General features: G+C 73.8%; 18 protein-coding genes and 1 pseudogene. 10 read left to right on the forward strand and 9 right to left on the reverse strand.

Annotation, left to right across the window (positions count from 1 at the left end):
* Positions 1 to 94 precede the first annotated feature (94 nt).
* The gene (locus ACFYUS_RS08650; protein ID WP_388847327.1) at positions 95 to 4,966 is read left to right on the forward strand and encodes a DNA repair ATPase; all 4,872 of its coding nucleotides are present in this window, start codon (positions 95 to 97) and stop codon (positions 4,964 to 4,966) included.
* Positions 4,967 to 4,969: 3 nt separating this feature from the next.
* Complete coding sequence (locus tag ACFYUS_RS08655) at positions 4,970 to 5,194, forward strand: hypothetical protein (protein ID WP_388847329.1); 225 nt, start codon at positions 4,970 to 4,972, stop codon at positions 5,192 to 5,194.
* Here ACFYUS_RS08655 and ACFYUS_RS08660 read toward each other — a convergent pair.
* The 5 genes from ACFYUS_RS08660 to ACFYUS_RS08680 all read right to left on the reverse strand — a co-directional run bounded on the left by ACFYUS_RS08660 (position 5,169) and on the right by ACFYUS_RS08680 (position 11,390).
* Positions 5,169 to 5,660, reverse strand: coding sequence for a molybdopterin-dependent oxidoreductase (locus tag ACFYUS_RS08660; RefSeq protein ID WP_388847331.1), 492 nt, complete (start codon positions 5,658 to 5,660; stop codon positions 5,169 to 5,171). The two genes, ACFYUS_RS08655 and ACFYUS_RS08660, sit on opposite strands and share 26 nt — an antisense overlap.
* 147 nt (positions 5,661 to 5,807) lie before the next feature.
* The gene (locus ACFYUS_RS08665; protein WP_388847333.1) at positions 5,808 to 8,591 is read right to left on the reverse strand and encodes a molybdopterin-dependent oxidoreductase; all 2,784 of its coding nucleotides are present in this window, start codon (positions 8,589 to 8,591) and stop codon (positions 5,808 to 5,810) included.
* Positions 8,588 to 9,421 (reverse strand): FAD binding domain-containing protein, encoded by an 834-nt coding sequence (locus ACFYUS_RS08670; protein ID WP_388847335.1) that lies wholly within the window; start codon positions 9,419 to 9,421, stop codon positions 8,588 to 8,590. Before ACFYUS_RS08670 ends, ACFYUS_RS08665 begins: the two co-directional genes overlap by 4 nt.
* 198 nt (positions 9,422 to 9,619) lie before the next feature.
* Positions 9,620 to 10,423 (reverse strand): crotonase/enoyl-CoA hydratase family protein, encoded by an 804-nt coding sequence (locus tag ACFYUS_RS08675; protein WP_388847337.1) that lies wholly within the window; start codon positions 10,421 to 10,423, stop codon positions 9,620 to 9,622.
* 46 nt (positions 10,424 to 10,469) lie between these two features.
* Positions 10,470 to 11,390, reverse strand: coding sequence for a LysR family transcriptional regulator (locus ACFYUS_RS08680; RefSeq protein ID WP_388847339.1), 921 nt, complete (start codon positions 11,388 to 11,390; stop codon positions 10,470 to 10,472).
* A gap of 98 nt (positions 11,391 to 11,488) precedes the next feature.
* On the opposite strand from ACFYUS_RS08680, the gene ACFYUS_RS08685 reads away from it, so the two are divergent.
* From ACFYUS_RS08685 to ACFYUS_RS08695, 3 genes are all read left to right on the forward strand, one after another.
* Complete coding sequence (locus tag ACFYUS_RS08685) at positions 11,489 to 12,925, forward strand: MFS transporter (RefSeq protein ID WP_388847341.1); 1,437 nt, start codon at positions 11,489 to 11,491, stop codon at positions 12,923 to 12,925.
* A gap of 199 nt (positions 12,926 to 13,124) precedes the next feature.
* Positions 13,125 to 14,447 (forward strand): serine hydrolase domain-containing protein, encoded by a 1,323-nt coding sequence (locus ACFYUS_RS08690; RefSeq protein WP_388847344.1) that lies wholly within the window; start codon positions 13,125 to 13,127, stop codon positions 14,445 to 14,447.
* A 123-nt stretch (positions 14,448 to 14,570) separates the two neighbouring features.
* Positions 14,571 to 16,457: an AMP-dependent synthetase/ligase gene (locus ACFYUS_RS08695; RefSeq protein WP_388847346.1), complete on the forward strand. Its 1,887-nt coding sequence runs from the start codon at positions 14,571 to 14,573 to the stop codon at positions 16,455 to 16,457.
* A gap of 33 nt (positions 16,458 to 16,490) precedes the next feature.
* Here the strand turns inward: ACFYUS_RS08695 and ACFYUS_RS08700 are convergent, their stop codons facing one another.
* Entirely contained in the window at positions 16,491 to 17,045 is a 555-nt protein-coding gene (locus tag ACFYUS_RS08700) for a helix-turn-helix domain-containing protein (RefSeq protein ID WP_388847348.1), read from the reverse strand.
* 173 nt (positions 17,046 to 17,218) lie between these two features.
* Between ACFYUS_RS08700 and ACFYUS_RS08705 the strand changes: the two genes are divergently transcribed.
* The 3 genes and pseudogenes from ACFYUS_RS08705 to ACFYUS_RS08715 all read left to right on the forward strand — a co-directional run.
* Positions 17,219 to 18,343 carry an aryl-sulfate sulfotransferase gene (locus ACFYUS_RS08705; protein WP_388847350.1) on the forward strand — a complete coding sequence of 375 codons (1,125 nt, stop codon included), beginning with the start codon at positions 17,219 to 17,221 and terminating at the stop codon, positions 18,341 to 18,343.
* Positions 18,340 to 19,665: a uracil-xanthine permease family protein gene (locus ACFYUS_RS08710; RefSeq protein ID WP_388847352.1), complete on the forward strand. Its 1,326-nt coding sequence runs from the start codon at positions 18,340 to 18,342 to the stop codon at positions 19,663 to 19,665. Before ACFYUS_RS08705 ends, ACFYUS_RS08710 begins: the two co-directional genes overlap by 4 nt.
* Positions 19,666 to 19,747: 82 nt before the next feature.
* Positions 19,748 to 19,933 (forward strand): annotated as a pseudogene (locus ACFYUS_RS08715) (transposase); the annotation flags it as partial.
* A gap of 153 nt (positions 19,934 to 20,086) precedes the next feature.
* On the opposite strand, the gene ACFYUS_RS08720 reads toward ACFYUS_RS08715, so the two are convergent.
* Positions 20,087 to 22,345, reverse strand: a complete 2,259-nt coding sequence (locus ACFYUS_RS08720; protein ID WP_388847354.1) for an MMPL family transporter — start codon at positions 22,343 to 22,345, stop codon at positions 20,087 to 20,089.
* A 175-nt stretch (positions 22,346 to 22,520) separates the two neighbouring features.
* Here ACFYUS_RS08720 and ACFYUS_RS08725 point away from each other — a divergent pair, with 175 nt between their 5' ends.
* The gene (locus tag ACFYUS_RS08725; RefSeq protein ID WP_388847356.1) at positions 22,521 to 23,693 is read left to right on the forward strand and encodes a sensor histidine kinase; all 1,173 of its coding nucleotides are present in this window, start codon (positions 22,521 to 22,523) and stop codon (positions 23,691 to 23,693) included.
* A complete protein-coding gene (locus ACFYUS_RS08730) occupies positions 23,668 to 24,330 on the forward strand; it encodes a response regulator (RefSeq protein WP_388847358.1) in 663 nt (220 codons plus the stop codon). The genes ACFYUS_RS08725 and ACFYUS_RS08730 overlap by 26 nt, the downstream gene beginning before the upstream one ends.
* Positions 24,331 to 24,688: 358 nt before the next feature.
* Here ACFYUS_RS08730 and ACFYUS_RS08735 read toward each other — a convergent pair whose 3' ends face one another.
* Together ACFYUS_RS08735 and ACFYUS_RS08740 are read right to left on the reverse strand one after the other, a co-directional pair.
* On the reverse strand, positions 24,689 to 25,519 hold the full coding sequence (locus ACFYUS_RS08735) for a DUF1684 domain-containing protein (protein WP_388847360.1): 831 nt from the start codon (positions 25,517 to 25,519) through the stop codon (positions 24,689 to 24,691).
* Positions 25,520 to 25,815: 296 nt separating this feature from the next.
* Positions 25,816 to 26,613, reverse strand: coding sequence for a hypothetical protein (locus tag ACFYUS_RS08740; protein ID WP_388847362.1), 798 nt, complete (start codon positions 26,611 to 26,613; stop codon positions 25,816 to 25,818).
* Positions 26,614 to 26,783: the final 170 nt, after the last annotated feature.

Raw genomic sequence — 26,783 nt, forward strand, 5'->3', positions numbered from 1 at the left:
CCCGGGGGAGCGGTCATGGAGGGTCCGGTGCCGGCAAACGGGGGAGTTGGCGGCACCGGACCCGTATTCACCACGGTACAAGGAGCGGGACGAGATGGGTGCCGGAATCGACCAGGACACGTACACGGTGCTGCGCGACCGGCTCAGCGCGCAGGCCGCCGAACTGGCCGGGCGCGCCGGGGACCTCGACAAGGCCCGGATCGCGGCCTTCGGCTCCGGCGAGCTCGCCCTCACCGGCACCGGCCGCATCGGCACCGAGCGCGCCTGCGTGCCCCAGGACCTCGTCCCCGTCGGCGACGGCCTGCTGCTCCTCGGCACCCGGCCGTCCGGCTCGGGGCCCTCCGAGGTCACGGTCGCCGATGTCCTCACCCTCCACGACCGCGACCTGAACCCGCTGCCCGCGCGGACGGTGCCCGGACTGCTCGACGACCCCGCCTTCGTACGGGAGTTCTCCGCGCTGCACCGCTACTACCGGGGCGCGCGCCTGCTCCGGCTGCGGCGGGTGGAGGACCGGATCCTCGCCGTGTTCCGCACGGGGGAGAAGGGCGACGACCTCCGGGTCCTGCGCTGGTCCGTCGGGCCTTCCGGCGAGACGCGGTTCCTCGACGCCCAGGGCGAGCGCGACCACGTCCTGCCTCCCTCCGACGACGTCGACTGGGTGGAGACCACCCGCGACGACCACGTGCCGGGACGGCACCCGCGCATCTCGCTCGGCGGCCGCCTCTTCGTCTCCACCGTCGGAGGGACGCTGACGGTCAGGACGGACGACGACACCGAGACCGCCGGAGCCGTCCACACGGAGCCCGTCGACGAGCCGCTGCAGTCCCTCGCCGACGCCGAGGTGGCGTACGCGGTCGTGGGCGCCCTGATCCTGGTGCGGGTCCGCCCGTACCGGGAGGAGATCCGCCGCCACCTCGTCTTCAACACCCTGACCGGCGACGTCGTCAGGCTCGACGGCATCGGACAGGCGTGCCTGCGGCTGCCCGAGGACGAGGGGGTCGTCTTCCCTGGCGGCTACTGCCTCGCGTCCGGCACCGTGAAGACCTTCGACACCGACACGGCGGGCCTCGCCTTCGACCGGGCGGTCCGCTCGCCCGACGGGGAGCACCTCCTCCACGTCTTCCGCACCCGGACCGAGGGCCGCACCCCGACGGAGGGCCCCGCGCCGGAGGAGAGCCGGACCCTGCTCCTCCCGTACGACGTGATCGGCAAGGAGATCGCCGCCCCGGTCGTCTGCCGCGGATACGCGCTGCTCGACGACGGGACGATGGCCGTCCTGCGCGACGGGTCCGGCGAGCCGGGCCGGGTCCACCCGGTGCAGATCTGGCGCACCCCGTACGTCTCCGACACCCACCCGCGCCCCGTGGCGGACGGCCCGCTGGCCCGCATCGGCAACGCGGACCTCGTCCGGGGCGTCGCCGACTGCCTGTCGATCGCCCGGCAGGCCACCGAACTCACCCCCGCCGGCGAGGTGTACGAGGCGCTCGTCGCCGCGTGTACGCGCGCGGCCGACGTCCACCACTGGCTGGGAGACCCGGAAGCCGGCGACCTGGCCACCCCGCTGACCGCGCTGCGGGCCACCGCCGCCCAGGTCCTCGACGAGTTCGGGACCGTGACGGCTCTCACCCGGCAGGCCGCCGAGGCCCTCGCCGAGTCCGCCCAGGAGATCAGCAGGCTCGTCCGCCGCATCCGGGGCGAGGCGCCCGCCACGGCCGCGGAGTGGATCTCCCGGATCACCGAACTCCGCCGGGCCCAGGGGCACCTGGTGACCCTGAGGGACATGCGGTACGCCGACACGGACGGCATCGACACCCTCGCCGCCGACGTCGAGGCCGACATCGCCTCGGCCGCCCGACGGGCCGTCGCCTTCCTGCGGGGCGAGGACGCCTTCGCCCCGCACCACGCCGAGGCGGAACGGCTCGCCGCCGGGGCCGGGGCACTGGCCACCGTCGCCGAGACGGGCCCGGCCGGCGAACGGCTCGACGCGCGCACCCACGAGCTGCACACCCTCAGCGAGGTCATCAGCGGCCTCGACATCGGCGACGCGACCGTCCGCGCCTCGATCCTGGCGCGGATCGCCGACGTCCTGGGCGCGCTCAACCGCGCCCGGGCCCTCCTCGCCGCCCGCCGCGCGGAACTCCTCGACCAGGAGGGCCGGGCGGAGTTCGCCGCCGAGCTCGCCCTGCTCGGCCAGGCCGTCACGGGCGCGCTGGCCGCCGCCGACACCCCTGACCGCTGCGACGAGCAGTCCGGCCGGATCCTGCTCCAGCTGGAGAACCTGGAGTCCCGCTTCGCCGAGCACGACGGCTTCCTCGCGGACATCGCCGAGCGGCGCACCGAGATCCACGACGCCTTCACCGCGCGCAGGCAAGCCCTCCAGGACGCCCGCGCCCGCCGCGCCGAGCGGCTCGCCGACTCGGCCGGCCGGGTCCTGGAGGCCATCGCCCGGCGGGCCGCGAGCCTGACCGGTCTGGACGAGGTGCACACCTACTTCGCCTCCGACCCCATGGTCGCCAGGATCCGGCGCACCGGTGCCGAGCTGCGGGAACTCGGCGACCAGGTACGGGCGGAGGAGCTGGAGAGCCGGCTCGCCGCCGCCCGGCAGGAGGCCGGGCGGGCCCTGCGGGACCGCACCGAGCTGTTCTCCGACGGCGGCGACACGATCCGGCTCGGCCGGCACCGCTTCGCCGTCACCCGGCAGGCCCCCGAGCTGACCCTCGTACCGCACGGGGACGCCCTCGCCCTCGCGCTGACCGGAACCGACTACCGCGCGCCCGTCACCGACCCGGCCTTCGCCGCGACCCGCCCGTACTGGGGCCGGACCCTGCCCTCCGAGTCGCCGGAGGTCTACCGCGCCGAGCACCTGGCCGCACGCCTCCTGGCCGAGCACGGCACGGGCGGCCTGGCCGGCGCGGACCTCGGCGCCCTCGCGCGCCGGGCCGCCGAGGCCGCCCACGACGAGGGCCACGAGCGCGGTGTCCACGACCACGACGCGGCGCTGATCCTGGAAGCGGTCCTGTCCCTGAGCGAGGGCGCCGGACCGCTGAGCCACCCCGGGGCGGCGCGCGCGGCCGCCCAGATCTTCTGGGACCGCTCCACCACCGCCGAGGCGCGCGAGCAGTGGACCCACCGCGCGGTCGCGCTGACGCGGGCCCGGGACCTCTTCGGTGCCGAATCGGCCCTCGACGGGCTGCGGAAGGAGCTGGCCGAGGCGACCGGCGACCTGGCGGCGGCCTCGTACCTGATCGCCGAACTCGCCTCCGGGCCACCGGGGTTCGCCGTCTCCGGCGCGGCGCGCACCCTGCTCGAAGGGTTCCGTCACGCCGTCGGCTCCTCCGCCTACGACGACGCCCTCGCCGCCCTGACCGAACCGGGCGCGCGGCGACAGCTCGTCGAGGCCTGGCTCACCGCGTACGCGACGGCGTCCGGCGAGCGGCACGACGCGGGCGTGCTCGCCGAGGCCGTCGCCGTCGAACTGTGCCCCGGGCTCGACCGCTACGAGGTCGCCGCCCCGACCACGACGACGGTCACCGGACTCCTGGGCGCCCACCCCCGCGTGCGGGCCCGGTCGATGGAGCTGCGACTCGACGAATTCCTTTCCAGGACAAGGGAGTTCGCAGCCCAGGACGTGCCCGCCTTCCGCGCCTACCAGCGGCAGCGGGCGGACCTCCTCGCCGGCGAACGCGCCCGGCTCCGCCTGGACGAGTACCGGCCCCGGGTGATGTCCTCCTTCGTCCGCAACCGCCTCGTCGACGAGGTCTACCTCCCCCTCGTCGGCGACAACCTCGCCAAGCAGCTCGGCGCGGCCGGGGACGCCAAGCGCAGCGACACCCACGGGCTGCTGCTGCTCCTCTCCCCGCCCGGCTACGGCAAGACCACCCTGATCGAGTACGTCGCCGAACGCCTCGGCCTGCTCCTCGTCAAGGTCGACGGCCCCGCCCTCGGCGGGCGGACGACCTCCCTCGACCCCGCCGCGGCGCCCGACGCCACCGCCCGCCGGGAACTGGAGAAGATCGCCTTCGCCCTGGCCGCCGCCGGCAACGTCCTGCTGTACGTGGACGACATCCAGCACACCTCGCCGGAGTTCCTGCAGAAGTTCATCCCCCTCTGCGACGCCACCCGGACCCTGAACGGGCACGACCTGCGGGGCAAACGCTTCGCGGTCTGCATGGCCGGGAACCCGTACACCGAGTCCGGGCGGGCCTTCCGCGTGCCCGACATGCTCGCCGACCGGGCCGACGTGTGGAACCTCGGCGACGTCCTGACCGGCAAGGAGGAGGCCTTCGCGTTCAGCTTCGTCGAGAACGCCCTCACCTCCCATCCGGTCCTCGCCCCGCTCGCCGGCCGCGACCGCGCGGACCTGGAGCTGCTGACCCGCCTGGCGGCCGGGGACCCGGCCGCGCGCCGCGATCGGCTCACCCACCCCTACGCCCCGGCCGAACTCGACCGGATCCTCGCCGTCCTGCGCCATCTCCTCACCGCCCGGAAGACGGTCCTCGCCGTCAACGAGGAGTACATCGCCTCCGCCGCGACAGCCGACGAGGACCGCACGGAACCGCCGTTCCGCCTCCAGGGGTCCTACCGGACGATGAACAAGATCGTGTCCCGCATCCAGCCCGTCATGGACGACGCCGAGATCGGAGCCCTGCTCGACGACCACTACACCGCCGAGGCCCAGACGCTCACCACCGAGGCCGAGGCCAACCTCCTCAAGCTCGCCTCCCTGCGCGGCACCCTCACCCCCGCGCAGGCCGGGCGCCGGGCGGAGCTGAGCGCCGCCCGCTCCCGCACCCGTACGCCCGGCGGCTCCGGGGACGAGCCCCTGGCCCGGGCGGTCGCCGCCCTCGCCCTGCTCGCCGACCGCATCACGGCCGTCGAGACGGCGATCACCCGGGCGACGGAATCGCTCCGACCGAACCCGCACCCGAACTTGAACACCGCCGGAACCGGCGGAGAGAGCGAGTGACCCATGGCCAAGCCGGTGCACGCGGCGATCGGTGAGAAGCCGATCCGCTGCCAGGTGTGCGACGGCGACACCTTCCGCGAGCGGGAGGTGAAGCTGAACAGCACGGGGGCGGAGTTCTTCAACATGGCGTGGGCGAACGAGTCGGCGACCGGCCTCATCTGCTGGTCGTGCGGCTACGTCCACCTGTTCGTGAACCGGGACATCAGGCTCTACCGGATACGGGAGTGACCTCGGCCTCCGGCGCGCGCGGCGCCCGGAAGCCGCCGACCCAGATGCCGGTGACGGCACTCACGTACCGGGCACCGCAGCGGTCGGAGGGGACGACCAGCTGCGTGCCCGGCGCGTCGAGCCGCTCCCCGTCCAGACGGGTCGCGAGCAGGACGGGGGCGCCGCCGAAGTCGGCGTCGATCTCCGCCCAGGACAGCAGCGCGTGGTGCCCGTCGCCGCCGCTCACGGTGAGCAGGAAGCGGGACCGCTCCTTGCGCCGGGCCGGATCGAATCCCGGACGCGCCGCCGCCACCACGTCCCGCAGCAGCGGACCCTCGAAGCTGTGGTGCTGCGGGCCGGCCGTCGCGCAGTCGAAGACGACCTCGGCCCGGTGCTGGGCCCAGTCCCTGCGCAGGTCCGCGACGGTGAGCGTGGCCGGGAGGGCCACGTCTCCCCAGATGGCGAAGGCTCCGGTGCGGCGGCTCATCGTCGATCTCCTTCGGGCGGTCGGTGCGGGAACTGCGCCCAGTGATACCCGACCGCGCGGAACGAGAACCATGACTGCCCGTCAAATCGGCCTGCTGGCCGTGCATGTGTGAGCTTGATACGAGACGGGTGGGCGCATCCTCCAGGTTCAACCACCAACGCCACGCGCCCGGCGGTCGAGCGCGAGCCACAACCGGTCACGGGTGACGGGCAGTTCGGTGAAGCGGATGCCGGTCGCGTCGCGCAGGGCGTTGGCGAACGCGGGGGCGACGGGGTTGAACGGGCTCTCGCTCATGGACTTGGCGCCGAGCGGGCCGATGGCGTCGGACGTCTCGGTGAAGTGGACCTCGGTACGGGGCACGTCGGCGTACTGGGGGAGCCGGTAGCGGCGGAACGCGGCCGTGGTGACCTCGCCCCGCTCGTCGGTCCGCACGTTCTCGAAGAGGGTGGCGCCGAGCGCCTGGGCGACACCGCCCTCGACCTGTCCGCGGCACTGCATCGGGTTCATGACCTTGCCGGCGTCGGCGGCGTGCACGCTCCGCAGGATCCGGATCTCCCCACTGCCCGGATCGACGGCGACCCGGAACCACTGGGCGTTGAAGGCCACCGACCGCGGCGAGCCGCCCCAGTGCCCGTCCGCCGCCAGCTCCTCCGTCGCGCCGAGCGCGTGCCCCGCCTCGTACAGCTCCTTGAGGGGCACGGCCCGGCCCGCGCAGTCGACGGCCTCGGGGCCCAGCACGCACAGGTGCCGGGCGACGCCGGTGTGGCGGGCGGCGAGGGTGCGCAGCCGCTCCGCGAGCGCCTGGGCGGCGAGGAGGACGGCCTTGCCCGCGACGACCGTGCCGGCCGAGCCGAAGGCGCCGGTGTCGTGGCGCACGACGTCGGTGTCGGACTGCCGGACGACGAGGCGGTCCTCGGTGGTGTTCAGGGCGCCGGCGGTGATCTGTTCGTGGACGGTGGTGGTGCCGTTGCCGAACTCGGCGGTGCCGACGGCGATGTCGTACGTCCCGTCCTCCAGGAGGGACACACGGGCGTCGGCGTAGTGGCCGCCGGGCGGCCCGGTCGCGATCATCGCCATCCCGGTGCCCTGGCCGACGAGCCACCCCTCGGGGGCCTCCTCGGCGCTGCGGTCCTCGGCGATGGCCTTCCGCACGACCGACAGGCACTGGTCGAGCCCGTAGGAGGCGATGTGGAGGTCCTCCTCCTCGCCGATCGGACTGCGCATGGCCTCGCCGGGACCGATGACGTTCTTCTCGCGGAAGACGAGGGGGTCCATGCCGAGGCGGCGGGCCAGCTCGTCCATCACGGACTCGACGGCGAAGGTGACCTGGCCGAGCCCGTAGCCGCGGAAGGCGCCCGCCGGGACGACGTTGGTGTAGACGGAGTACGCCTCGACCTTCTTGTGCGGGGCGCGGTAGACGGCGAAGGACTCGCCGACGCTGTGGAACATGACGGCCGGCCCGTGGTTGCCGTACGCACCCGTGTTCGACACGACCCGCATCCGCAGGGCCGTCAGGGTGCCGTCCGCGCGGGCACCCGCCTTGACGCCGATGGTGAAGGGGTGCCGGGTGGTGGCTCCGTGGAACTGCTCGGCGCGGGTGTACTCCAGCTTCACCGGTCGCCGCAGCTTCAGCGCGGCCAGGGCCACGACGTCCTCGGTGAGCATCTCCTGCTTGCCGCCGAAGCCGCCGCCCACGCGGCCCGCGACCACCCGCACCCCGTCCTCCGGCAGGCCGTACAGCGCGCACAGGGCGCGCCGCGTCAGGAACGGGGTCTGGGTGGAGGAGCGGACGGTCAGCCGCTCGCCCGTGCCGTTCTCCTTCGGCTCGAAGTACGCGACGCAGCCGTGGGTCTCCAGGCTGGCGTGCTGCACGCGCTGGGTGCGGAAGGTCTCCTCGTACACGACGTCCGACTCGGCGAACCCCCGCTCGACGTCGCCGATCTCCCCGTGCGCCTCGCCCGCCACGTTGTTCTCCGCGCGGGCGATCCGCGCCTCCGGGCCCTTGTCCCCGTGGAGCCGGGGCGCGCCCGGCCGCATCGCCTCCTCCGGGTCGGTGACGTGGGGGAGTTCCTCGTACGTCACCTCGATCCGGCGGCATCCCTCCTCGGCGGCCCGCTCGCTGTCGGCGACGACGGCGGCGACCCGCTGCCCGACGTACCGGACGACGTCGTCCAGGACGCGGGTGTCGTCCGGGTCCTCCGTGGGGTGCTCGTGGCGGGCGCTGGAGTACCGGGTCGCGGGCGCGTCCTCGTGGGTGAGCACGGCGCGCACCCCCGGCACGCGGAGCGCGGCCGCGGTGTCGATCGCGACGATCCGGGCGTGCGGGTGCGGGGAGCGCAGCAGCTTCATGTGCAGCAGGCCCGGGACCTCGACGTCGAAGGTGTAGCGGGCCCGCCCCGTGACGACCTCGGGTCCGGCGGGCGCGCCCACGTTCTTCCCGACCGCCTTTCCCGCGCAGGGCCGTTCGACGTGCTTCACCCCGCGCACGGCGTCCTCGATCGCCCGATAGCCGGTGCAGCGGCAGATGTTGCCCTTGAACGCCCGCGGCAGGTCGTCCAGCTTGCCGTCGTCGTGGGCGGAACCCCGCTCGGCCTCCAGGGCGGCGGTCGTCATGAGGAAACCGGCCGTGCAGAAACCGCACTGGTAGCCCTGCGCGTCGAGGAACCTCCGCTGCACCGGGTGCAGTTCGCCGTCCGGCGAGGCGAGCCCCTCGACGGTCGTCACGGCCCGCCCCTCGGCCCGCACCGCCGGATACAGGCAGCTGTGCACCGGTTCCCCGTCGACATGCACGGTGCAGGCGCCGCAGTCCCCGGCGTCACAGCCCTTCTTCACCCCGAACCAGCCGCGCTCGCGCAGATACGTGCGCAGACACTGCCCGGGCCGCGGCTCGTCGTCGAAGGGCCGGTCGTTGACACGGACGTGGAAGCTCATCGGGCGTCCTCCCCGACGCCACGGACCAGTTCGCGGCGCACTTCCTCCGCGAGGCGGAACCCCATGTGCCGCCGCCACTCGGGCAGTCCGTGGATGTCGTCGAACCAGTCCTCCTCCCGGACGGCGGCCGCGATCGCCGCCCGCAGCGCCTCGCGCGTCGGAGGCAGCGGGAACCAGAGCCGGAAGGGCCGCACCGTCGCCGCGCTGATCGTCACCGCCAGCGAACCGTCGACCGGATCGAGCGCCCCGACGACCAGGGCACCCGAACGGCCGAGCCCGTACAAGGAGGCCTGCCGGAAGGCCGTGCGACAGCCGAGGGCCCGCCCCGGCAGCGTGACCGAACGCAGCAGCTCGCCCTCCGCGAGGTCCTTGCGCCCGGCTCCCGTGACGAAGTCCACCACCTTCACCCGGCGCGACGAGCCGTCCTGAGCCCGGAGCAGGCACACGCCGTCGAGCGCGGCGGTCAGCGAGATCATCGGCCCGGCCGGAAGCCCGTTGCACAGGTTCCCGCCGACGGTCGCCATGTTCCAGATCTTGAACGAGGCGAGGAAGGCCCGGCAGCACTGCTCGAACAGCGGCGCCGCCGGAGCGTCCGTCGTCCGCCCGTACCGGGACAGTCGGGCGACCGTGCAGGTCGCGGCGATCTCCAGAGAGCCGTCCGCGTGCCGCGTGAGCGGCTCCCACCCCATCCGGCTCAGATCGATCAGCCGCCGCAGATGCGGCTGCGGCTCCGAGAACAGGTACGTGCCCCCGCCGAGCCACGCGTCACCGGGACGCCACGGCTCACGCAGCCGCGCGTCCCGTACGTCCGTCACCGTGTTCAGGTCCATGTCTCCCCACGCCTCCCGGTCACCGCTTTTCAGCCAGTGAAGCCCGGGAGAGGGAGGGGAAACGACTGGTGCGGACGCCGGAAAACCGCAAACCCGCAGGCCGGAGGACTGGATGATCGACCAGGGGCCCGGCCGCCCCGGGCGCGGCCGCTCCCGCCTGTCAGCCGGCGGGACGCGGAACCGCGGGGACGGGAGGGCTCAGCCGGTGAACGACCCGTGCCGTCCCGCCCCGGCCGCGAAGCGCGCGGCGCCCGACAGGGTCTCGCCGGCCGACAGGGGCACCATGCCGTGCCGCAGTTCGGCCGCGAGGGCCTCGGGTTCGGGAAGGCCGTGCTGTTCCCGGACGGACAGGCGGTCGTGGCGCAGGCACAGTCGGGGGAAGGCGGCGATCTCCCGGGCGAGTTCCTCCGCGGCGGCCCGGGCACGGCCCTTCGGCACGAGACGGTTGGCGAGCCCGATCTCATAGGCCTCGGTCGCCGGGACCGGTCGGCCGGTCAGGATCAGGTCCATGGCGCGGCTCTCGCCGATCAGCCGGGGCAGCCGGACCGTACCGCCGTCGATCAGGGGCACTCCCCATCGGCGGCAGAACACCCCGAAGACCGCGTCCTCCTCGACCACGCGCAGGTCGCACCAGAGGGCCAGTTCGAGGCCGCCGGCCACGGCGTGACCGGCGACGGCCGCGATGACCGGCTTGGTCAGCCGCAGCCGGGTCGGCCCCATCGGGCCGTCGCCGTCGGGGGCCACCCGGTTCCCGCGCTCGGTGCCGACGGCCTTGAGGTCGGCGCCCGCGCAGAACGTGCCGCCCTCGCCCCACAGCACCGCGACCGCGGCCTCCTCGTCGGCCTCGAACGCGCGGAAGGCGTCGGCCAGTCGGGAGGCCGTCGGCCCGTCCACGGCGTTGCGGGCGGCGGGCCGCGAGAGGACCACCGTGGTCACGGGTCCGTCGCGCTCGACGCGGACGGCGTCCTGCTCCGCCGGTGCCGCTGCTGCATCATCGGTCATGAGGGGCATTCTCGCGGGGCGGCCGGCCCGGCGGCCAGAGCGGACATCAGCCGGAACGGTCCAGCAGCAGGTCCCGCACGCAGCCGCGCAGCCAGGTGTGCGCAGGGTCGGCGTCGTGACGCGGATGCCAGGCGAGGCCGACCGGCAGGGGCGGCAGGTCGAGGGGGACGTCGAAGGCGACCAGGCCGAGGGCATCGGCCAGCGAGCGGCTCCGCGCGCCGATCAGGCCGACGAGGTCGGTGTCGCGGAGGAGGAACAGCGACGCCGGGTACGTGCCGACGCTCGCGACGACCCGCCGCCGCAGCCCGTGCTCGGCCAGCGCGGTGTCGATGGGGCCGTGCAGCCGTCCCCGGCGCGAGACGACCAGATGGTCCGCGTCCACCGCGAACCTCCGCCGTGTCAGGCGCCCCCGGAGCAGCGGGTGTCCCGCCCGGACGACCGCGAGCATGCGGTCGTCCAGGACGTGCTCGGTGTGCACCTCGGGATGGACGGTGTCGATGACGCCGATCTCCAGGTCGGCGACGCCCTCCCGCAGCGTCGGCGCGTCGATGTGGCTCTCGTTCAGGAACCGCAGCCGCACCTGCGGGGCCTCGCGTCCGGCACGGTCGAGCAGCGCGGGGCCGAGCAGCGCGGGATGGGAGTCCTGGCCGAGCACCGTGAACGTGCGCGCGACGGTACGGAGATCGGTGGGGCCCGACGCCGCGAACAGCGCCCTGGCCCGCTCCACGACCGCGCCGACCTCGGCCCGTACGGACAGCGCGTACGGCGTCGGCACCATCGCGCGCCCGGCGCGCACCAGGATCGGATCGCCGAGCGCCTTGCGGATCCGGCCCAGGGTGCGGCTGGTGGCCGGCTCGGACAGATGCAGCCGCCGGGCCGCGCCGCGCACGCTCTGTTCCTCCAGGAGGACGTCGAGGGCGAGGAGGAGATTGAGGTCGAGGCCGGTCGGGTCCGTCGATTGCGTCATGCGCACTCACCCCTTGCGAAAGATGCACTGGAAGTAATCCACGGGCCGAGCCTACGGTGGGCGCACACCCCCTCACCACGACGCTCCCCGGAGGAGCCATGTCCTCGCCTGCCCTCGCACCGCCCTCCACCGCCCCGGCCGGCACCCCGCCGAGCCCGCTCAAGAGGTCGACCCTGCTCGCCCTGTGCGCCTGCGTCCTCGTCGCGCAGAGCATGGTCGCCGCCATCAACCTCCTCATCCCCCAACTCGCCGCCTCCTCCCTCCACCCGTCCGCCACCGAGCTGCTGTGGACGGTGGACGCGTACGTCATCGTCTTCGCCGGACTGCTCATCCCCGCCGGGGCGTTGGGCGACCGCCGGGGCCGCAAGGGCGTACTGCTCGCCGGACTCGTCCTGTTCACCGCCGGGGCCACGCTCAGCGCCCTGGCCGCGTCGCCCGCGCTGCTGATCGCCGGCCGCGGGGTGTCCGGCGCCGGGGCCGCCTGCATCACGCCCGCGACCATGTCGATCCTCGTGCAGCTCGCCGGACCGGAACACCGGGCCCGGGCGCTCGCCTCCTGGACCCTCGCCATCGGCCTGGGCGGCCTCGTGGGCAACGCCGGCGGGGGAGCGGTCGGCCAATTCCTCTCCTGGCGGGCCCTGTTCTGGGTGATGGTCCCCCTGGGCGCGCTGCTCGCCCTGACCGTCGCGGTCGCCGTGCCGCGCACCGAACGCTCCCCGCACGGACACCCCGACCCCCGCGGCACCCTGCTCCTCGTCGCGGCCCTGGTCGCCCTCCTCGCGGGCATCATCGAAGGCCCGGCGTACGGCTGGACCTCACCCCGCATCCTCGTCCTCTTCACGGTGGGCGCGGCCCTGACCGGCCTGTTCACCTGGTACGCGCTCCGCTCGCCGGCCGCCCTGTTCGACCCGCGGGTCTTCCGCTCCCGGAGGCTGCGCGCCGCCGTCCTCGGCACGGCCACCGGCTTCTTCGGCCTCTTCTCGCTCTTCTACGCCAACTCGCAGTACCTGCAGTACGTCAAGGGGTACGGCCCCGCCGTCACCGGCCTCGCCATCGTCCCGCTCACCCTCGGCATGGCCGTCTTCCCCAAGGTCGCCACCCGCTGGCAGGCCGCCTCGGGACCGCGCCCCACCGTCGCCACCGGCCTTTTCCTGATCGGCGCCGGACTCCTGGGCGCCTCCACCGCCGGCGCGGCCACGCCGTACGCGCTGTACGCCTGCTGGCTCCTCGTGATCTCGGCGGGAACCGGCCTGTGCATGCCGGCCCTGACGGTCGGCGTCGTCTCCTCCCTCCCCGCGCACCGGGCCGGCCTCGGTTCGGGCCTCGGCACCTCGGCGAGGGAGATGGGCGCGGCCCTCGGCGTGGCCGTCACCGGCACCGTGCTCGCCGTCCACGCCGCCGACGCCCGCGCGGGGTCCTTCGCCGACGCGATGAGCCCGGCGCTGCGCACGGCGGGCGCGGTCGTCCTGGTCGCCACGGTCCTGGTCGCCGTCGGCTACCGCACCGGGGCCGGCGAAGCCGGTTCCACCCGCTGAGGGACCCGCCCCCTCAGGCCGGTGTGGGCCGGATGGCGCAGGCGGCGCGCGGCAGAGCCCGTACCGCGAGACGGTGGCCGGACCCTGGGACAGACGGCGGTCCGGTGGCCGACGAGGGCCCGGACGGCCGTTCGCCCGGCCGGATCCGCGCCACGGACACGGTCCGCCGTCCCCGGTCCCGCAACCGAGGAGGTAGCGCATGCCCCGCCGTGTCCCCACCGCGTCCGCCGGACGGAACTCCACGAGCTCCGCCCGTGGCCGCACCGGACCCCGCCCGAGGCGCCGATTCCGTACGGCCGCCGCCGGGACGCTCGTGGCGGCCGCCGTCCTGGGCGGCACCGCGACGACACCGGCCGGCGCCGCGCCACCGGCCCTGTCGGGCCGAGCTTCGGCTCCCGCGGCGGTTCCGGCGGGCCCCGCCCCGTACGGCTCCGGGCACGGCGACCCGGCGCTCCAGCGGGCCCTCGCCGACCTGGTGGCGGCACCCGGCGGGCCGCCCGGCGCGATCGTGGTCCTCACGCGGGACGGCGTACGGCGGGTCTACCGGGCCGGTACGGCCGAGGTCGGCACGGGACGCCCGCCCGGGGTCGAGGACCACATGCGCATCGCCAGCGTCGCCAAGGCCTTCAGCGGTGCGGTCGCGCTGAGTCTGGTCGACCGGCGCGCCCTGGACCTGGACGACACGATCGGCCGTGTCCTGCCCCAACTTCCGTCCGCCTGGCATGCGGTGACGCTACGTCAACTGCTCCAGCACACCAGTGGACTTCCGGACTTCAGCAAGAGCCAGGCCTTCCAGGACATCGTCCGCGCAGACCCCCGCCACCACTTCGACTCCCGCCGCCTCCTCGACTTCGTGGCCGACCAGCCGCTCGCCTTCCCGCCGGGCAGCCGCTACGCCTACTCCAACTCGGACAACATCGCGGTCGCCCTGATGGCGGAACGGGTCACCGGCCGCCCGTACGAATCGCTGCTGCGACAGCTCGTGTACCGCCCGCTCGGCCTGACGGAGACCAGCCTCCCCCAGGGCTACCTGCTTCCGCGCCCCTTCCTGCACGGCTACTTCACCGCCCCCGGCGAGCAGCCGGAGGACGTGAGCGAGGCGGTCAGCGCCTCCGGCGCCTGGGCGTCGGGCGGCATCGTCTCCACCCCCGCCGACCTGAGCAGGTTCATCGGCGGCTACGCGGGACCGGAGCTGCTGACCCCCGCCACCCGCCGCGCCCAGCAGGACTTCCTCCCCGGCGGAGCCTCCGAACCGGCCGGCCCCGGCGCCAACGCGGCCGGTCTGGGGCTCTTCCGCTACACCACCCGCTGCGGCACGGTCCTCGGTCACACCGGCAACACCCCCGGCTACACGCAGTTCGCCGCGTCGACGAGGGACGGCCGGCGCACGGTGACGGTCTCGGTCTCCAGCCAGGTCACGACGGACCCGGCCCTGCTGACCCGGCTGCGCGCGGTCGAGGAGCAGTTCGTCTGCGCGCTGCTCGACGACCGGGGCCCGGGCTCCTGGGGGCTTCGACCGTAGGAGCGGAAGACGGACGGGCGCCGACCCCTTACGCGGCGGAGGGTTTCCCCTTAGCCTCACCCCAGCGTTCAAGTTACCCGCCGGTCAAGAGAGTTGGCGGGCGCACCGGGTCCGGAGGCCGCCATGAGTTCCGCGCAGTCCCTGCTCGACGACCGGCCGCCCTCGGTGGCGCACCTCTTCCTCTCGCGGGTCGCGGCCACACCTGACCGGGAGGCCTACCGCCACCCGGTGGCGGTGGGCCACGGCGCCTCCGGAACGGAGGAGTGGCGCTCGCTGACCTGGGCCCAGACCGCCGAGCGCGTGACGGCGATCGCGGCCGGGCTGCTCGCCCTCGGGCTGCGGACCGAGGAGCGGGTGGCCATCTCCTCCGCGACCCGGGTGGAGTGGATCCTCGCCGATCTGGGCGTGATGTGCGCGGGCGCCGCCGCGACCGCCGTCTACCCGAGCACCAACGCCGACGAGACGGCGTACATCCTCGCCGACTCCGACAGCCGGGCGGTCTTCGTCGAGAACGCCGAGCAACTGGCCAAGGTCGTCGAACACGCCGACCGGCTGCCCGGGCTCGGCCACGCGATCCTCTTCGACCCGGAGGCGGACCTTCCCCCGGTCGAGGGGCTCGAGGTGCTGAGCCTCGCCGAGCTGGAGAAGCGCGGCACGGCGTACCTCCAGGAGCACCCGGAGGCGATCCGCGCGACGGTCGAGGCCATCGAACCCGAGCAGCTCGCCACCCTGATCTACACCTCCGGCACGACCGGCCGCCCGAAGGGCGTGCGCCTGGTGCACGACTGCTGGTCCTACCAGGGCGTCGCACAGGAGGTCAGCGGGCTGCTCGAACCCGACGACGTGCAGTTCCTGTGGCTGCCGCTGTCCCACGTCTTCGGCAACGCCCTCATCTCCGGTCAGGTGCGGACCGGACACGTGATCGCGGTGGACGGGCGCGTCGACCGCATCATCACCAACCTGCCCGTCGTCCGGCCCACCGTGATGGCCTCGGCGCCGAGGGTCTTCGAGAAGGTCTACAACGGCATCGCGGCGAAGGCGAGGGCCGAGGGCGGCGCCAAGTACAAGATCTTCCTGTGGGCGGCGAAGGTCGCCCGCGACCACGCCAGGACCGGGCAGGAGAGCCTGGTGGCGACGGGGAGCCGCAAGGTGCCCCTGTGGCTCGGCGTCCGGCACGCGCTCGCCGACAGGCTGGTCTACGGAAAGATCCGGGCGGCGTTCGGGGGCGCGCTGCGCGGCAGCGCCTCGGGCAGCGCCGCGCTCGCCCCCGACATCGCGTACTTCTTCGCCGGCGCGGGCGTGCCCGTCCTGGAGGGCTACGGCCTGACCGAGACCAGCGCGGCCTGCACGGTCAACCCGGCCGACGACTACCGGGTGGGCACGGTCGGCAGGCCCCTGCCGGGCACCGAGGTCCGCATCGCCGAGGACGGGGAGATCCTGCTGCGGGGCCCCGGAGTCATGCGCGGCTACCACAACCTTCCGGAGAAGACCGCCGAAGTCCTGGAGAGCGACGGCTGGTTCCGCACGGGGGACATCGGCGAGATCGACGCGGAGGGCTTCGTCCGGATCACCGACCGCAAGAAGGATCTGTTCAAGACCTCGGGCGGCAAGTACGTGGCGCCCACGGAGATCGAGGGCCGGTTCAAGGCGGTCTGCCCGTTCGTCAGCAACATCCTGGTCATCGGCAACGGCCGCAACTACTGCACCGCCCTGATCGCCCTCGACGAGAGCGCGATCATGCCCTGGGCGGCGTCGCACGGCCTCGGGGGCCGCGGCTACGCCGAGGTCGTCTCCTCGCCGGAGGTGCACGCCCTGATCGACGGCTTCGTGCGGCGCGTCAACGGCGACCTCCAGCGCTGGCAGACGATCAAGAAGTTCGCGGTCCTGCCGCGCGACCTCGACGTCGAACACGGCGAGCTCACCCCGAGCCTCAAGGTCAAGCGGCCCGTCGTGGAGCGCGAGTACGCCGAGCTCGTCGAGGCCCTGTACGAGGGCGCCCGCGAGGCCTGAGGCCCGCCCGCCGGGCCGTCCGTGTCCGGGCTCTCAGGTCTCCAGCACCTCCACGTGGTCGCCGATCGCGACCGCCAGGACCCGTGAGCCCGGTTCGGTGGTGCGCCAGCGGTGGCGGACGCCGCCGGACAGCAGCAGCGTGTCCCCGCGCCCCAGCCGGTGGACGCGGCCGTCGGCCTCCACCTCCACCGCGCCGTCCGCCACGTACAGCAGCTCGTCGTTGCGGTGCCGGAACTCGCGGTCCGCCTCGTGCGCGCCGACGAACTCGAGGGCGTGCAGCTGGTGACGGCCGCGCACCACCGGCCGCACGCGCGCCTCCCGGTCGAGGCCGCTGTCGTCGTCCGCGCGCACCACGTCGACCGTACGGGTCGTGTCGGAGGCGGCGAGCAGCTGGACCGCCGTGGTGCCGAGGGCGTCCGCGATCCGCTGGAGCGAACGCATGCTGGGGCGCGCCCGGTCGTTCTCGATCTGGCTGAGGAACGGGGACGAGAGCCCGCTGCTCCGCGCCACCTCGGCGAGCGTCAGATCGAGTGCCCGGCGCCGGCGGCGCACGGCGGCGCCCACCCTCGGTGTGTTCGCGGCCTCCATGGATGTCCCGTCCTTCCCCTCCGGCGCCCGGCGGACGCCTGACGGCACCTTACGCGGCGCACCGCGCGGACCCGGAGACGGTTTCGTACTCCCGACACACGCCCGTCACACAACGCCCCTACCGTCAAAGTCGGTTGTTCTCATCAAAGAAAGTTTGAAGGAGGAGCTCCGACGTGCCCCCGATCGACCAGAACTCACGCCGCCGACGTCCCACCGGCCTCATCGCCCTCGACGAGACGGCCGCGTCCGAGGGCTACACCCTCTACGCCCCGCTCACCGGCGCCGGCGAGGTCCACCTCATCGACCTCCACGGCCGCACCGTCCACCGCTGGGACCTCCCGTACCGCCCCGGCCGCCATGCCCGGCTGCTCACCGACGGCACCCTCGCCTACAACGGCGTGCTCCCGGGGGAGAAGGCCCTCTTCCCCATGTGGCACAAGTACCGGGGCGGCGTCATGCTCCGCGCGGCACCCGACGGCACCGTGCTGCGCGAGCACCGGGACCCCCTCCAGCACCACGACGCCCACCACCTCGACGACGGCCGCATCCTCTACACCGCCCTGGAACCCCTCACCGGCGCCGAGGCCGAGGCCGTACGGGGCGGAGTGCCCGGCTCCGAGGCCGAAGGCGGTGCGGTCTGGGCCGACACCATCAAGGAGGTCGGCCCGGACGGCGAGCTCCTGTGGTCCTGGCGCGCCGCCGAGCACCTCGACCGTGACTCCTTCCCGCTGCACGAGGCCTACGCCCGCGAGCACTGGCCGCTGATCAACAGCGTCACGCCCCTGCGCGACGGCAACATCCTCGCCAGCCTGCGGAGCGTCTCGGCCGTCGTCGTCATCAGCCGCGCCACCGGCGAGATCCTCTGGCACAGCCGCCCCGGCACCGTCAGCCAGCAGCACGCGCCCACCGAACTCGACGACGGACGGCTGCTCGTCTTCGACAACGGCGTCTTCCGGCCCGGCCACGACGTCCCGTACTCCCGCGTCATCGAGATCGACCGGACCGCCGGCGACGTCGTGTGGGAGTACCACGACCCGGCCCACGAGTTCTTCTTCGCGCCCTTCATGGGCTCCGCGCAGCGCCTGCCGAACGGCAACACGCTCGTCACCGACTCTCCGTCCGGGCGGCTGTTCGAGGTCACGAAGGACGGCTACCTGTGCTGGGAGTACGTCGTCCCGTACTTCGCCGGCTACGGCGAGAGCGAGGTCCGCGGCCTCTTCCCGTCCGAGCCCAACGCCGTCTTCCGCGCCTACCGCTACACCGCGGCGGAGATCCCGTGGCTGGAGGAGACGGCATGACGACCGCACCCGCCTCCGCCCCCACGGCGGAAGCCGTCGACGCGCCCGTCCCGCTGCGGCGCCTGGCCCCCCTCGCGGCCCAGCACGTCCTCGCGATGATCGCCGCCCCCGTCTCCACCGTCTTCCTCGTCGCCGGCACCCTGAGGACGACGCCCGGCGTGACGGCCTCACTGCTCAGCACCGTCCTGCTCCTGTGCGGCGCGGGCGCCCTGCTCCAGTCCCTCGGCGTGTGGCGGATCGGCGGCCGCCTGCCGTTCGTCATGCTGCCCGGCGGCGCCGCGACCGCGCTGTTCCTCCAGATCGCCCAGGAACACGGACCGGCGACCGCCACCGGCGCGGTCCTCCTCGCGGCCGCGCTGCTGCTCGCGGTCCTGCCCCTGTACGCCCGGGTCGTACGGCTCTTCCCGCCCCTCGTCATGGGCGTGACCGTGCTGCTCATCGGGGTCGCGATGATCCGGGTCGCCGCCCGGCTCGTGACCGGGCCGGACGGCACGGGCGAGCCGCGCGCGGTGCTCCTCGCCGCGCTCACCGTGGCGGCGACCGTCGCCGCGTACGTGTTCCTGCGCGGCGTCTGGCGGCAGACCTCCGTCCTGCTCGGGATGGCGGCGGGAACCGCCGTCGCGGTGGCGACCGGCCTCGGCTCCTTCCGCCCCGCGGCGGGCGGCGGCTTCGCGCTGCCCGTGCTCCTGCCCTTCGGCGCACCGCGGTTCGACCTGGCGGCCGCGCTTCCGCTCCTCGTGTTCAGCCTCACCACGCTGGCCGAGATCACCGGGCAGACCGTGCTCAACAGCGAGACCGTCGGCCGGACTCCCGCCCCCGAGCGGGACGTTCCCCGCGTCGCCCGCGCCGACGCCCTGGTGTCCCTGGTCGGCGGCCTCTTCGGCACCTCCCTCATGGTCACCAGCGCCGAGAACATCGGCATCGGCCGGCTCACCGGGGTCCGCAGCCGCTTCGTGACCGCCGGCGCCGGGGTGCTCCTCGTCGTGCTCGGACTGGCCACGCCCGTCTCCCGGGCCCTGGCGGGCATCCCCGAGGCCGTCGTGGGCGGCTCCGCCCTCGTCGTCTACGCCGTGATCGCCGTCATGGGCGTCGAGATGCTCCGCCGGGCCGATCTGTCCGGCACGGGGCCGGGCTCGCTGACGGCCGCGCTCGCCCTCACCGTGGGACTGCTGCCGCTGCTCAGCCCGGACCTGTACGCGGGGTTCCCCGGCTGGGCCCGGACGATCCTCGGCAGCGGCGTCGTCGCCGGCACCCTGACGGCGGTCCTCCTCACCGCACTGCTCGGCCGCGTCCGCCCCGGGGAGCCCGACCCCGGCCCTTAGGGCGCGTATCGAGTCGTGATCAATGTGCGGGACGTGCCTCCGTGGCACGGTCCGGTCCGACAGACGGTCTTACGCGCCGCGAGTGCAACCGGCCGATCCGGATCGGGAGTTCATCGAGCCGTACCTGCCGATCGGCGAGTACGGCCCGTACCCCGAGCGACTGCGGCAGCAGTTCGAGGGCGTGATCTGGCGGTTCAGGACGGGCGGGCAGTGGCGGGGGATGCCGACGGAGTCCGGCGCCTGGTCGACCGTCCACCACCGCATCCGGCCGGACGCGGTCGCCGGGGACAAGGCGTGCCCGTCCCGGGGATCCGCGCCCACCTGCGCGAACGCCGTACCGAGGCGGTCATCCCGGAGGAGAAGGACCAGGCCGCCAACTGCGCGCCGAGGTGCCGGACGCCAAGGGAGGGCAGGAGTCGAGTCAACGGTCGACCAGCCGTGGACGCGGGGCCCCACCCGTGGATTCCGCGTCGGTGTCGTCGGTGCCGACCGGGCCGCGGGGAAGCATCCGGTCCAGCCACTTCGGCAGCCACCAGTTGGTCCGGCCGAGGAGTGTCATGGTCGCCGGTACCAGCACCATGCGCACGACCGTGGCGTCGATGAAGATCGCGGTGGCCAGGCCGAGCCCGAACATCTTGGCGGAGGGGTCCTCGGCGACGGCGAAGGACAGGAAGACCGCCACCATGATGAGGGCGGCCGAGGTGATGATCCGGGCGGTGCGCGAGACGCCCTCGACGATCGCCGTGCCGTTGTCGCCGGTGCGCAGGTACTCCTCGCGTACGCGGGAGAGGAGGAACACCTCGTAGTCCATCGACAGGCCGAACAGGATGGCGAAGAGGAACATCGGGATGAACGACACGATCGGAACCGTCGCTTCCAGCCCGATGAGTGCGCCTCCCCAGCCCCACTGGAAGACCGCGACCATGATGCCGTAGGCCGCGCCGATGCTCAGCAGATTCAGCAGCACCGCCTTGAGCGGTACGAGTACCGAGCGGAAGACCAGCATCAGCAGCAGGAACGACATCGCCAGCACGGCGGCGACGAACACCGGCAGGCGTTGGCTGGTGCGTCGGCCCACATCGGACAGGCTCGCGGCGGCGCCGCCGACGTGGGCCCTGGCCGGGCCGTGCCCGATCGCCGTGGGCAGCACCTTGCTGCGCAGCCGGGCGATGGTGTCGGCCGTGGCCTTGTCCTGAGGACCGGTGGTCGGGAACACCACGAGGGTCGCGATGCCGGTGGCCCGATCGATGTGCGTCGGCGCGACGGATGCGATGCCCGGATCCGCCGCGACCGTCGCGACGAGTCGGTCCAGCATTCCCGGATCACCGGTGGGGTCCGCGGCGATGACGAGGGGACCGTTGGTGCCCGGGCCGAACCCCTCGGCGACGAGGTCGTAGGCCCGGCGCTCGGTACGGCTGTGGGGCAGTGAGCCGTCGTCGGGCAGGCCGACGCGCAGGCCGAGCACGGGCAGCGTCGCCGTCAGCAGCAGCGCCGCGGCGCCGACCGCGTACGGCACCGGGTGCCGGCTGACGTGCCCGATCCAGCGACGCCACCCGGCGGCGGGGACGGCGCCCGCCGCCGCGCCCTGCCGCCGGCCGAGCCGCCCGGCCCGAAGAGCCCGGCCGATCCGGCCGGCCCGGCCAAGGCGCGGGCCGGCCGCGCCGAGGAAGGCCGGCAGCAGCGTCACCGACGCGAGCACCATGATCAGGACGACGATCGAGACGGCGAGCCCGCCCACCGTCATGAACGGCACGTTCGCGACCGCCAGGCCGAGGATCGACACGACGACGGTGCCGCCGGCGAAGACCACCGGCCGCCCCGCCGTGGCCACCGCTCGCCCCGCCGCCTCGCGGGGATCGAGCCCGCGCGCGAGGTACTCCCGGTGCCTGGCGAGCACGAACAGCGCGTAGTCGATGCCCACTCCGAGCCCGACCATGCTGCCCAGGACCGGTGCGAAGGCGGGGACGTCCGTGACCCCCGCCAGGACCGTCATCGTGGCGACCCCGACGGTCAGCCCGAAGACCGCCATGCCGATCGGCAGCGCGGCGGCGACGAGCGAACCGAACGCCAGGAACAGGATCGCGGCCGCGGCGAGGAGGCCGATCAGTTCGCTCGCGCCGCCGTCGGGGTCGGAGAAGGCGTAGAAGAGGTTCCCGCCCATCTCGATGCGCAGGGGCAGTTCGGCGCGCAGCCGGTCGCCGAGTTCGACGAGGGCGTCGAGGTCTTCGGCCGACAGTCGGCTCTGGTCGGGGTACTGCACCCGGACGACCGCGATCCGCCCGTCGGCCGAGACGAGGCCGCCGCGCACGGCGGTGTCCCCGCCCGCGTCGAGCGCCCCCGCCGGGTCGCTCGTGCCGAGCACGTGAGGCAGCCGCTTCACCTCGGCCCGCAGCCGCGTGAGAGCGGTGCGCGCGCCGTCGTCGAAGAACGTCGCACCGCCGTCGAGGGGGGTGACGACCACTTGGGCGGTCATCCCCTCCTGTCCGGTGCCCGCCCGCTCGATCAGTTCCGCGGCCCGCTGGGAGTCCAGGCCCGGAGCGGTCATCGAGTCCGCGGTCCGCCCGCCGAAGGCGACGGCGGCGAGGACGGCGAGCGTGGCGGCGACCAGCCATGCCGCGATCACCCGCCAGGGATGGCGGGCGGCGCTTGCGCCCAGGCGCAACAGGGCTTTCGAGAGCATCGGGTCCTCCAACCACCTCGTCGGCCGTCCTTGTACGGCCGCCGACACCGAGGCTCGTCGCCACGGCGCTCCGCGGCATCGGCCCGCGGGCCGCGGATCCGTCGGCCCCGGGGCGGAGTGACGACCCGTCCTTTCGGCCGATGCGCGGCACGCCGCAGTCCGTACGCTGAGAACCGTGCTCCGAGACGACCTGCGAACCCTGTGGACCGAACCCCGGCCGCCCGACGCGCCCGCCCGGGTGCGGCGGGACTGGGCGCTGCTCGCCGCGGGCCTGGCCGGTGTGGCGCTGGAGGCCACCCTGCGCGAGAACGTCGTGTGGCGGCCGGTGGCGGTGGTGCTCGCCGTATGGCCGTGCCTGCTGCTCCTGTGGCGCCGGACCCACCCGCTGGCCATGGTGACGCTGGCGTTCGGCTCGGTGGTCCTGCTTCCGGTGGCCTCGCTCGTCGCCGCACCGCGCGAGCCCGTCGGCCTGTACACCGGCGCGGTCGTGCTCGTGCTGGTGTACGCGCTGCCCCGGTGGGGATCGGGACGCGAGGTCGTGCTGGGCGCCTCGGTGATCCTCGCGGCCGGCGCGCTGTGTTCCGTCACGGACGAGACCCCGTTCCTCGAGAACCTCGTGGGCATCGCCTTCCTGCTGCTGCCCGGTGTGATCGGGGCCGCCGTACGGTTCCGGGGGACCGCTCGCGAGCGGCAGGTGGAGCAGGTGCGCTCCCGCGAGCGCGAGCAGCTCGCCCGGGAACTGCACGACACGGTGGCCCACCACGTGTCGGCCATGGTGATCATCGCCCAGGCGGGCCGGGTGCTCGCGGGCACCGACCCGTCCGCCGCCGTCGCGGCGCTGGAGGGGGTCGAGGAGGAAGGGGCGCGCACGCTGGAGGAAATGCGCGCCATGGTTGCCGCGCTGCGCGACCGCGGGGTCGGCGCCGAGCTGGCGCCCCCTGCCGGAGTCGCGGATCTGGAGCGCCTGGTGCGCACCCCGGGTGGTCGCCTCAGGGTCGACCTGGGGCTCGACGGCGAACTGGACGCGCTGCCCCCGGCCTTGGACGCGGCCGTCTACCGCATCGTGCAGGAGTCGGTGACCAACGCGCTGCGCCATGCGGTCGACGCGACCGAGCTCGTCGTCCGGGTCTCCGCGGAACGGCACACGGTACGGGTGAGCGTGCGCGACGACGGTCGGCGCACCGGCCGGGGGCGCGACGGGTACGGACTCACCGGACTGCGGGAGCGCGCTACCCTGCTCGGCGGCACACTACGAGCCGGCCCGGGTGCCGACCGGGGCTGGCATGTCGAAGCCGAACTGCCGAGAGCGAGGAACGAGATCCGTGTCCATGCGCGTCCTCGTCGCTGACGACCAGACGATCATCCGCACCGGGTTGCGGATCATTCTGAACGCCCAGCCCGGCATCGAGGTGGTCGGCGAGGCCGCCGACGGGCGGGAAGCGGTACGTCTGGCCCGCGAACTACGCCCCGACGTCTGCCTGTTCGACATCCGCATGCCCGTACTCGACGGGCTCGAGGCCACCCGGCTGGTCGCCGGCCCGGGCGTCGCCGACCCGCTGGCCGTGGTCGTCATCACGACGTTCGACCTCGACGAGTACGTCTACGGCGCGCTGCGTGCCGGCGCCCGCGGATTCCTCCTCAAGGACACGGGGCCGGACCTTCTGGCGCAGGCCGTACGGTCGGCGTCCGACGGTGAGGCGCTCATCGCGCCCAGCGTCACCGTCCGTCTGCTCCAGGCATTCGCGGACCTGCCCGCCGGCCGGCCCGTGGCCCAGCCGGTCTCCCCCGTCACCGCCCGCGAGGAGCAGGTGCTCCTCGCCGTCGCTCGCGGGCTGACCAACACCGAGATCGCCGATGTGCTGCACATCAGCCTCAGCACGGTGAAGACGCATCTGGCCAGCCTGATGGCCAAACTCGGCGCCCGCAACCGGGTCGAGATCGCGATGTGGGCCTACGAAACGCGCCGTATCCTCCCCGGAACCTGAGCCGGGTGCCGGGCCGTGTCCCCTGAGTCCCCGCCCGGGCATCGGCGCACCGGTCGGCTCACGTCGGCTCCACGTGCCTCGCCCGCCCCGGAGCGTGACGTACCAGGAGGCCGGAACCGGGACGGTGGGACACCCGATACGACAAGACCCCCGACAGCTGTCTCGCCGGTCTCCGCCCGCACGCCTCGACGGTCTGGATCGAAGACCTCACCAGGACCACCCGACGGTCACGACTCGATGCGCGCCCCGGGGCCCGCCCTCGGGACCCGATCTCAGGGCCGGCCCTCAGGGGAACCCGGACGGGCTCACCGCCGGGCCGCCACGACGCCGTCCCGTCGTGGCGACACCGGACGACGGCCTACGCGACCGGGCCGCGCTCGTGGGGGATCCGTTCCCCGGCCTCGACCGCGACGGGCAGCCGGTTCTCGGCCGGCGGCAGCGGGCAGGTCGCGAAGTCGGTGTAGGCGCAGGGCAGATTGGTCGCGCGGTTGAAGTCGAGCACGACCGTGCCGTCGGGCCCGGGGGCCCCGACCGTGAGGTTCCGGTTGGCCGCGTACGTGGTGACGCCCGAGGTCGCGTCGGTGAACAGCAGCGTGAGGCTGCCGGGCGCGTGCCCGTTGAAGGCGGTCAGGCTCAACTCCCGCCCGTCCAGCCGGAAGACGACCCGTCCCGGAGCGTCGTACACGTGCTGGAGGCCCTCGACGGAGGCGCCGACCGTCGTCGGCCGCGGCTCGTCGAAGACCTCGTAGCGGCCCGTGACCACCCAGCGCGGATCGGGCTCGTACGCCGGCGTGCCGGTGAACGCGACCCGCAGCGGGTGACCGGGGTGCCGCGGGCGGACGATGTCGTTGCCGCCGCGCTTGGCGACCTCGATCACGGTGTCGCCCCAGACGGCGTCGACGCCGCCGCGCTCCGGGACGACGCCGAAGAGGTGCCGCCCCCGGACCGCTTCGCCGCCGACGACGAGTTCGTCGCCCTCGCCGAGCTCCACGGCGACGCCCTCGGGCCCCGTGGACCAGGTCCCTGGCACGCCGGGGAAGGACTCGGGCTCGGCGGAGAGCCAGTGCAGACCGGTGATCGCGAGGAAGCCGTGCTCCGAGGCGAGCCGGGCGTCCTTGTCCCGGTGCCACGCCTCCCACTCCTCGGCGAAGACCTCCGGATCGGGAACGGATATGTCGCGGACGCTCATGCGTCTCCTCCTGCTGCGGTGGATGGTGTGATGCGCGCGGTCGCGTGGCCCGCCGCGAAGGCGGGGGGCAACGGAGCGCGGGGCAGGACGAGGCCGTCAGGAGGCGCCCGGGATCAGCCGGGGCGTGCGCGTCGGTGTCCGGACGCCGGGTCGAGGCCTCGGTGTCAGCCGGAACACGCCATGGTCGTGACGCGCACGTAGTCCACGTGCCGGCGCGTCACGAGAAGGCTCATGGGTTCAGGAGAACACAACTCCGGTGCGGGGCGCCAGTGATCGCCGCATTCGGCCGCCGGTGGTCAGGCGACCTTGGTGCCCTGGTCGTCGCAGGGCAGGCCGATGGCCGGGCTGTGGGCGAGGAAGTCGCGGGTGGCCTGCCTCTCCACCTCGGTGATCGCCGTCGGCTCCACGTCGATGATGCCGCCGAAGGGCCGGTCGACGTCCCGGATGATGACCAGCATCGTCGTCAGGAGCGCGGTGATCACCGTCAGGGTGACCAGCTGACCGCGGTTGTTCTTCCGGGGCAGACAGATGCCCAGGGCCGTCACGGTGATGAAGAGGGTGGCGAGCAGGAACCAGAAGATGGCGCTGGGAATGCTCGCGCTCGCCTGGGTGAGGCGCTCCTCGCGCTCGTCGGAGCGCTTGTTGTCGGCGGAGACCAGCATGCCGAAGACCGGCTGGCCCTGCAGGGTCCGGAAGGTCAGGCGGAAGTCCGTCGACCACACACTGGGCGCCGGCGATCCGTGGCCGTCGGACATGGCCGGCCATTCCTGCTCGCGTACGGCTCGGGCGTAGCAGACGGCGTCGGCCTGGATCCGCGCCCGCTGCACCTGCGGCGCGTACTCGGCGGTCTCCACGAGCTGGTCCAGGGCCCGGGCTTCGCCGCGCGAGGCGACCTCGGCCTTGCCGTACGAGCCGTTGGCGGTGACCAGGACGAAGGAGAGCAGCAGGACGGTCATCGTGAGGAGCGGGCCGACGAGGTCCTTCACCGCCATGCCCGTGTCGTCGTCCTCTTTGAGCAGCCTCGGCCTTAGGAACCGGTTCGCCGCGAGACCTGCGAGCAGAGCGACGACGGCGACGACGATGACGAGCAGCACGAGAGGGACACCTCCGGGAACGGCCGGAAGTCTCCGGTGACTCCGGCGGGGAGCCGATCATCGCCCGAGGTGTCATGGGGCGGGAACAGAGGAAACGTTCGCTCGCCCACGCACGGGGGACACGCGTTGGGCCGCGCGGCGCAGGCCCGTGGCCGGGCGGACTCGCGGGT

It is taken from the genome of Streptomyces sp. NPDC004284, assembly GCF_042874035.1.
Lineage (GTDB): Bacteria > Actinomycetota > Actinomycetes > Streptomycetales > Streptomycetaceae > Streptomyces.

Excerpts from the sequence above, each read along its gene's own strand:
- ACFYUS_RS08650 (WP_388847327.1), top strand. The coding sequence starts at position 95 with ATGGGTGCCGGAATCGACCAGGACACGTACACGGTGCTGCGCGACCGG.
- ACFYUS_RS08695 (WP_388847346.1), top strand. The coding sequence starts at position 14,571 with ATGAGTTCCGCGCAGTCCCTGCTCGACGACCGGCCGCCCTCGGTGGCG.
- ACFYUS_RS08710 (WP_388847352.1), top strand. The coding sequence starts at position 18,340 with ATGACGACCGCACCCGCCTCCGCCCCCACGGCGGAAGCCGTCGACGCG.
- ACFYUS_RS08655 (WP_388847329.1), top strand. The coding sequence starts at position 4,970 with ATGGCCAAGCCGGTGCACGCGGCGATCGGTGAGAAGCCGATCCGCTGC.
- ACFYUS_RS08660 (WP_388847331.1), bottom strand. The coding sequence starts at position 5,660 with ATGAGCCGCCGCACCGGAGCCTTCGCCATCTGGGGAGACGTGGCCCTC.
- ACFYUS_RS08675 (WP_388847337.1), bottom strand. The coding sequence starts at position 10,423 with ATGACCGATGATGCAGCAGCGGCACCGGCGGAGCAGGACGCCGTCCGC.
- ACFYUS_RS08680 (WP_388847339.1), bottom strand. The coding sequence starts at position 11,390 with ATGACGCAATCGACGGACCCGACCGGCCTCGACCTCAATCTCCTCCTC.
- ACFYUS_RS08665 (WP_388847333.1), bottom strand. The coding sequence starts at position 8,591 with ATGAGCTTCCACGTCCGTGTCAACGACCGGCCCTTCGACGACGAGCCG.
- ACFYUS_RS08735 (WP_388847360.1), bottom strand. The coding sequence starts at position 25,519 with ATGAGCGTCCGCGACATATCCGTTCCCGATCCGGAGGTCTTCGCCGAG.
- ACFYUS_RS08690 (WP_388847344.1), top strand. The coding sequence starts at position 13,125 with ATGCCCCGCCGTGTCCCCACCGCGTCCGCCGGACGGAACTCCACGAGC.
- ACFYUS_RS08670 (WP_388847335.1), bottom strand. The coding sequence starts at position 9,421 with ATGGACCTGAACACGGTGACGGACGTACGGGACGCGCGGCTGCGTGAG.
- ACFYUS_RS08720 (WP_388847354.1), bottom strand. The coding sequence starts at position 22,345 with ATGCTCTCGAAAGCCCTGTTGCGCCTGGGCGCAAGCGCCGCCCGCCAT.
- ACFYUS_RS08685 (WP_388847341.1), top strand. The coding sequence starts at position 11,489 with ATGTCCTCGCCTGCCCTCGCACCGCCCTCCACCGCCCCGGCCGGCACC.
- ACFYUS_RS08700 (WP_388847348.1), bottom strand. The coding sequence starts at position 17,045 with ATGGAGGCCGCGAACACACCGAGGGTGGGCGCCGCCGTGCGCCGCCGG.